Genomic DNA, 296 nt, shown 5'->3' with positions numbered 1-296 from the left:
GTATAGCCGACGACCACGAATTACTGCCGATGCTTGCACTTGAGCTTGATCCAGTCACTGCTGCGCCGCGACACGTAGGGCGAGCCCAGGCGATTGCCGATCAGCCCCTCCATCTGCATCTGGCAGGCGCTGTTGAGCAGTGCGTCCGCCGTTTCATCGAAGGCTTCGGAGAAGCGCAGCATCGGCTGCTCATGCCCACCGAGTACCGTGGACAGCGCAGCGCGGCGCTCCTCGACCGGCACTTCGCGGAGGTCGACACCGTTGAGGTACGGCATGTCGAACAGGTAGTACATGAT

At 61.8% G+C, this 296-nt stretch carries 1 pseudogene; it reads right to left on the bottom strand.

The annotated features are described in order from the left end of the window. Positions 1–23: 23 nt before the first annotated feature. Positions 24–296, bottom strand: a pseudogene (gene ligD / locus QMX91_RS31420) (ATP-dependent DNA ligase); the annotation flags it as partial.

The sequence above is a fragment of the Pseudomonas sp. PS01299 genome (genome assembly GCF_029960145.1).
In the GTDB taxonomy this organism is placed as follows: domain Bacteria; phylum Pseudomonadota; class Gammaproteobacteria; order Pseudomonadales; family Pseudomonadaceae; genus Aquipseudomonas; species Aquipseudomonas putida_A.
Note: the sequence above shows the minus strand (reverse complement) of the source record. Positions and strands in the feature narration are given on the sequence as shown.